We start from the raw sequence: 6449 nt of genomic DNA on the forward strand, positions 1-6449 counted from the left end.
ACGTGGTTGACGTCGACTATAAAACCTTTCGTTATTCGGGCAAGGAACGCGATGCGACGGGGCTTTATTACTATGGATTGCGCTACTACGTACCGTGGTTGTTCCGGTGGCTCAATCCTGACCCCAAAGGCTTCATTGATGGACCCAACCTGTATCAGATGGTGGGAAATAATCCCATGACTTACGTCGATAGCGACGGTGGTCAATTGACCGAAGCTTCAGAGCTGAACGACAGCCAGGACAAGCAAAATGCCTTGTTGAAATCCGTAGGAGGTGGCGCTGCTGATTTCAAGAACTCGTTACTCAATCACGTTTATGCGCAGCATCGTTTCAAAGCGTTGGGCAGACGTGTCGTTACGCAACTTGCCAGCAGTGCTGTGCGTACTGCCGCGACGACTGCGGGGGCTGCGGCGGGCGGTGCCCTTGGTGGTCTGGCGGGTCCTGTGACCGCAGGGTTGGGAAGCAAAGCGGGGGCGGCGGTCGGGGCTAAAGCAGCCAATGCGCTGATTTCCAGGATGGTGGACACCTATCAACTGGATCGCCCGATCAGCTTCAAAGGCAATGAAATGAACCCTAAAGCATTCATCGAGGCCGTTGAACCCAAAGGTAAAACCAACTTGAGGACGATAAAGTTCGAGCTGTCGGCAATGGACCCTCGGACCCCTGAAGGGCGAACGAAGCTGGGGAAAAAGATCGCCACCGCAGTGGCTGATAAATTGGTCGATAAAGTCGCCAGCAAGCTGGGATCAGAAGCGCCGGGCCTGATCAAGACGGGGCGAGAGTTCTACCAGGCGTCACAGGGACTGAACGCCGCATCGCTCAGCGAGGTTTACGACGATACGCCGGCGGTGATCGACATGTTGGAGTTCCGGATGCAGGCAATCAAAACCGAGTTCGCCGGCTCCGGCAGTTCGGACCCGAAGGCCTTTGAGGATATTGCCGAACTCTCCGTGCAAACGGGGGAGGTGGTTCAGCAATTGAACAGAAACCAGAACTTGATCGGGCTTGTCGCGCCCAAGCCATATGCCGGTAGACGGCAGTCGCTGAGTGGAAAGTCCCGTTCGGCTCCGGTTCGGCAGCAGTCACTGGGCTGACTCCAGCAAAAAGCCCCCACCCAACCCGCTGCGGATAGGGAAAACGCAGCGGACTGGACGGGGGCTTGGGTGTTGCTAATCGCTTACTGCGCGATGGTTTTCACCGACACGCCGCGTTCGATCGGGGTGGAGCGACCGTAGATATCTTCAAACCGCTCGATATCGTCTTCGCCCAGGTAGCTGCCCGATTGCACTTCGATGATCTCGAGTGGAATCTTGCCTGGGTTGCGCAGACGGTGAACCGAAGCGATCGGAATGTAGGTCGACTGGTTTTCGCAGAGCAGGAACACGTTGTCGTCGCAGGTCACTTCAGCAGTGCCGCTGACCACGATCCAGTGTTCGGCGCGGTGGTGGTGCATCTGCAGCGACAGGCACGCGCCCGGCTTGACCGAGATGTGCTTGACCTGAAAACGACCGCCCATGTCCACCGAGTCGTAGGAGCCCCACGGACGATAGACTTCGCAGTGGTTCTGGGTTTCGGTGCGGCCCTGTTCGTTGAGGGTGTTGACCATTTGCTTCACGCCTTGGACCGAGTCCTTGTGGGCGATCATCATGGCGTCCTTGGTTTCGACGACCACGATGTTTTCCAGGCCGATCACCGACACCAGTTTGCCGTTGCCGTGGATCATGCAGTTTTTGCTGTCCTGAATGACCACGTCGCCTTTGGTGACGTTACCGTTGACGTCTTTGTCGTTCACTTCCCACAGCGACGCCCAGCAACCGACATCGCTCCAGCCGGCGGTCAGTGGTACGACGCAGGCGCGCTGGGTTTTTTCCATCACCGAATAATCGATGGAATTGTCCGGGCAGCAGGCGAAGGTGGCTTCGTCGATGGTGACGGTGTCGGCATCCTGTTCGCTGCGTTCTAGGGTCAGCAGGCAGGTGTCGTAGATGTCCGGATCATGCTTTTTCAGCTCTTCGAGGAAGCGGCTGGCGCGGAACAGGAACATGCCGCTGTTCCAGAAGTAACCGCCGGACTGGACGAACTCGGTGGCGCGTTTCACGTCCGGTTTTTCGACGAAGTGCGAGACGCGGCTGACGCCTTCCGGCAGCAGCGAGTCATTGGTGGACTTGATGTAGCCGTAGCCGGTTTCCGGTTTGGTGGCCGGTACGCCGAACAGCACCATTTCGCCGTTTTCGGCAGCGACGGTGGCCAGGGCCAGGGCGCGTTGCAGGGCTTTCTGGTCGTCCAGTACGTGATCGGCCGGCAGCACCAGCATCAACTCGTCACGGCCTTCATTGACCAGCATCATCGCGGTCAGGGCCACGGCCGGCGCAGTGTTGCGGCCGAACGGTTCCATCAGGATGCGCTGGGTTTCCAGTTTGCGATTGGCCAACTGCTCGTTGACGATGAAGCGGTGATCCTTGTTGCAGACCACGATCGGGGTGTCCATGCCTTCAAACACCAGGCGTTCCAGGGTTTGCTGGAACAGCGTGTGTTCGCCGGTCAGGGCGAGGAACTGTTTAGGGAACTGCTTACGGGAAAGCGGCCAAAGACGTGAGCCGCTACCACCTGACAAGATCACCGGAATCATGTTGTTACTCCTTGAAAATCGTATGGGTCAGAGCTACTGCGTTCTGTCGTTTCACTCTTGTTCTTGTTCCGTGTCCCGACTGACACCCCGGTTTATTGTGGGAGCGAGCCTGCTCGCGATGGCGGCGTATCAGTCGACATCAATGCTGAATGTCCGACCGCTATCGCGAGCAGGCTCGCTCCCACAGGGGGATGCGTCAGTCAGAAAAAATGATTAGCGCGTCGAAACCGGGCGTTTTACCCAGACTGGCGACAGGCTGGTGCCTTTGCCGGTGACGTACAGCACGGCGGCTTCACCGCGTTCCAGGGCAACCGGTTTCACGTCGCCGACTTTGGTGGCGCCGTCATACAGAGCCAGGCTGACTTTGACCGGGTTGATTTCACGCTCGCCACGGCCCTTGGCCGCTACAGACGGAACCACTTCGGTCTTGCCGTCAGCGGTTTTCAGGGTCAGGGCCTTGTCGCTGAGGTTCTGTACGCGAACCAGGGATTTCTGCTTGTTCTTGAACGGCGGCTCTTCGATCAGTTGCGGCGCGCCGCTGGCGTTGTTGACCAGGGTGTAATAGTGATCACCGGCCAGTTTCACCGGCAGGGTCTGGCTGCCGACCTTGGCGCTGTAGTCGCCGCCCGGCATGAAGCTGAAGTCGGTGCTGGACAGCGGCGCAACTTCGGCCAGGTTGGTGCTGCCGACGGTGGCGCTGACTTCAGCGTTACCGGCGTTGTAGACACGGACGAAGCTCGAACCTTTTGGTGCAGTCGGGCCATAGAGTGCGGCGTCGCCAGCGAAGGCGGACATCGACAACACGCTCATGCCAGCAACAAGTGCAAAGGTCTTGGCGAGACGGCGAGGAGTAGTAGTGAAAGTCATGGTAGTACCTCTCTCTTTCAGTTTTGCGCCCGGTCGGGCGTCTCGGATTTAGTGTTTGCGGCTACGTTTTGTTGGCGAGCGCCGGCTTCTTTGAGCTCTGCGACCCACTGCGGGTCGGCGTCGCCGATTTCGTTGTTCACAGGCAGATAACGTTCAGGAAACTCCCAGATCAGCACCTGTGGCGGGCTGTTCTTGAAAGCATCACTTTTCAGGTAGCTGAGCATCGGCAGAATCGGGCCATGGCCGTCTTCGGCGTAATTGACCACGTCGCTGTTCAGCGCTTGTTTCAGCGCACCGACGAAGTTCCAGTTCGGGTTGGCGCTGTAGCTGGTGCCGATCAGGGCCACCGGCACTTCAGTGTTGGCGAACAGCGCGTCATCACCGGCAGGCTGGTCTTGCGCGACCACGGTGTTGCGCTTTTGCAAAGGTTCTTGCGCCGGCATCAGGTTTTCGAACAGCGGGTCCAGCGGCAGGAATAACCGCAGGTCGCCCTTGTGCGTAACTTTCTCGGCAGGCTCGGTGACGAAGCGTTGCGGCTCGCCGCTGAGCGGGGCTTTTTCGGCAATGGTCTTGGCCAATGTCTCGGCGGCGATTTGCGCGCCTTCCGGAGTCCAGTGAGTGTCGGTGCGCAGGAACACTTGCTGACCGTCCAGCTTGGCTCGGAGCATCGGGCCAAACAGGTCGGGGGCGAGGATCTTGTTGGCCGCCACACGCGCGTGGAAGTCTTCATAGAGGTTGGCGTGAATGCTCGAAGGCTTCACTTCGCCCAGGTGTTCCGGATACAGGCGAGTCTTGGCCGGCACGATCGCCATCACCAGTTTCACGCCCTTGGCTTTCAATTCCTGACGCACGCCTTCTACGAGCGCGTAGTTGCCTTGCAGGTTCAATTCTTCGTTGACGATCGGGTTGAATTCTTCATCGCTGTACAACCATTGATCGCGACCGAGCACGACACCCGGACGACCTTCGTTGAACAGTTTGAAATCCAGCGCGGCCCAGAGGTTGGTGCCCAGGCGCTTGATCGGGAACTCGTCGTCGTAATGCGTTTCCACGGCTTTGGCCCAGCGGCCATTGAGCACGGTCGCATCGGCGTTGGTGCTGAAGCCGAAGAAGCTGCGCGTAGACCACAGGCCCAGGACCAGCAAGGTCACCATGAACAGGGCGATGTAGAAGATACGTAATGAGCGGGTCATGGTCAGATCCCTCAGAACTGGAAGTAAAGGAACGGCGAGAAGCTTTGCGCCGAGAGTTTGAAAATCGAGGCGATGAACAGCACCAGGACCAGCGTGCGCATCACGTAGCGGGACCAGTCCGCCGTCCAGTAGGCCGGTTGCACAGTCGCTTCAACGCCGACGGTGTAGCCAGGCTCGTGGATGTTGCCCGGGTTGTCGCCCGGTACTGCTTTGATCATTCCAGGTGTCGCAGCGGCAGGGCCATCGGCCTCGACGTTGACCACAGGCTTGGTCTTCTCCGGCGGCAGGTTGCTGTAGAAATCACGGATGCCGAAGAACGCCAGGGTCATGTAAGCCACCACCAGGGTTGCCACTTGCAGGCCGGTGAGGCTGGCCGCGTTGAGTTCCGACAGTGACCATTCGCCGAAGCTGAACATCGCGCCGTACATGCGACCGGCGACGTGCAGGTTTTCCGAGCGGAAGATCACCCAGCCCATGACCACGAGCAGGAACGTCAGCGCCCAGCGGATCGGGTTGATGCTGCGTGGCGAAGTGTTCAGCCCCAGGGCCTTTTCAATCGCCAGCCACATGCCATGCCACGCACCCCACACGATGTAGGTGATGTTCGCGCCGTGCCACAGACCACCGAGCAGCATGGTCAGGAACAGGTTGCGATAGGTCATCATCGTGCCTTTGCGGTTACCGCCGAGCGTGATGTACAGGTAGTCACGCAACCAGGTCGACAGGCTGATGTGCCAGCGACGCCAGAACTCGGTGATCGACTGGCTGATGTATGGCTGCTTGAAGTTTTCCATGAAGCGGAAACCCATCATCAAGCCCAGGCCGATGGCCATGTCGCTGTAGCCGGAGAAGTCGAAATACAACTGCGCGGTGTAGGCGAGGGCGCCCAGCCAGGCATCGCCCGTGGTCGGGTTCTGCAAGGCGAAGCAATGGTCGGCCACCACCGCAAGGGTGTCGGCGATGAACACCTTCTTGATGAAACCCTGCATGAACCGCGTGGCACCTTCGGAGAACTTGTCGAGGGTGTGGGTGCGGTTGTTGAACTGGTCGGCGAGGTCGCGAAAACGCAACACCGGGCCGGCGATCAGGTGCGGGAAGATCGCCACAAACGCAGCAAAGTCGATCAGGTTACGGGTCGCCGGGGTATCACCCCGGTAGACGTCGATGATGTAGCTGATGGACTCGAAGATGTAGAACGAGATCCCGATCGGCAACAGCACGTGGGTCAGGATGAACGGCGACAGACCGACCGACGTCATCATCGCGTTGATGCTGTCGACGCCGAAGTTGGCGTACTTGAAGTAGCCGAGGATGCACAAGTCGACTGCCACGCCGAGCAGCAGCCAGCGTTGGGCCGGTTTGGTCCGAACGCCTGCGGCGCCGACTTTGAGGCCGATCCAGTAGTTCCACAGCGTGACGGCTGCGAACAGCGCAAGAAAGTCCACACGCCACCAGGCATAGAACACGTAGCTGGCGATCAGCAGCAGCAGGTTGCGATAGCGTATTCCGCTCAAGTAGTACATGCCGAGAAAGATCGGCAGGAACAAAAACAGGAACACGTTGGATGAAAATACCATCCCGGTCTCTCCATGTTTAACCAACAGTCAAGGGCCAACGGCCCCCCCAAACCCCCCATCAAGAACCTGGGGAGATGCATTGCATTCAAATCACCGCGATCCCTTGTAGGAGCCGGCTTGCTGGCGAAGGCGGTGGATCAGTCGACATCGATGGTGAATGTCATACCGCCATCGCCAGCAAGC

At 58.8% G+C, this 6449-nt stretch carries 5 protein-coding genes; 1 reads left to right on the plus strand and 4 read right to left on the minus strand.

The features are described from left to right. On the plus strand, positions 1–1094 hold a 1094-nt coding region (locus tag ACRC4F_RS08155; RefSeq protein WP_438658848.1), incomplete at its 5' end, for an RHS repeat-associated core domain-containing protein. 83 nt (positions 1095–1177) lie between these two features. Here ACRC4F_RS08155 and ACRC4F_RS08160 read toward each other — a convergent pair. The 4 genes from ACRC4F_RS08160 to ACRC4F_RS08175 form a co-directional block, all read right to left on the minus strand. After that, positions 1178–2629: a mannose-1-phosphate guanylyltransferase/mannose-6-phosphate isomerase gene (locus ACRC4F_RS08160; RefSeq protein ID WP_438658849.1), complete on the minus strand. Its 1452-nt coding sequence runs from the start codon at positions 2627–2629 to the stop codon at positions 1178–1180. A 213-nt stretch (positions 2630–2842) separates the two neighbouring features. Continuing rightward, entirely contained in the window at positions 2843–3496 is a 654-nt protein-coding gene (locus tag ACRC4F_RS08165; RefSeq protein ID WP_438658850.1) for an alginate O-acetyltransferase AlgF, read from the minus strand. Between the two features lie 17 nt (positions 3497–3513). Continuing rightward, positions 3514–4689, minus strand: coding sequence for an alginate O-acetyltransferase (locus ACRC4F_RS08170; RefSeq protein ID WP_438658851.1), 1176 nt, complete (start codon positions 4687–4689; stop codon positions 3514–3516). A gap of 11 nt (positions 4690–4700) precedes the next feature. Then, complete coding sequence (locus ACRC4F_RS08175) at positions 4701–6266, minus strand: MBOAT family O-acyltransferase (RefSeq protein WP_438658852.1); 1566 nt, start codon at positions 6264–6266, stop codon at positions 4701–4703. Positions 6267–6449: the final 183 nt, after the last annotated feature.

Origin of the sequence: Pseudomonas sp. (assembly GCF_051660785.1) — a bacterium.
Taxonomy (GTDB): Bacteria; Pseudomonadota; Gammaproteobacteria; order Pseudomonadales; family Pseudomonadaceae; genus Aquipseudomonas.

Bases quoted from the DNA above. Each gene is read 5' to 3' on its own strand.
- ACRC4F_RS08160 (WP_438658849.1), bottom strand. From the start codon at position 2,629: ATGATTCCGGTGATCTTGTCAGGTGGTAGCGGCTCACGTCTTTGGCCG.
- ACRC4F_RS08165 (WP_438658850.1), bottom strand. From the start codon at position 3,496: ATGACTTTCACTACTACTCCTCGCCGTCTCGCCAAGACCTTTGCACTT.
- ACRC4F_RS08170 (WP_438658851.1), bottom strand. From the start codon at position 4,689: ATGACCCGCTCATTACGTATCTTCTACATCGCCCTGTTCATGGTGACC.
- ACRC4F_RS08175 (WP_438658852.1), bottom strand. From the start codon at position 6,266: ATGGTATTTTCATCCAACGTGTTCCTGTTTTTGTTCCTGCCGATCTTT.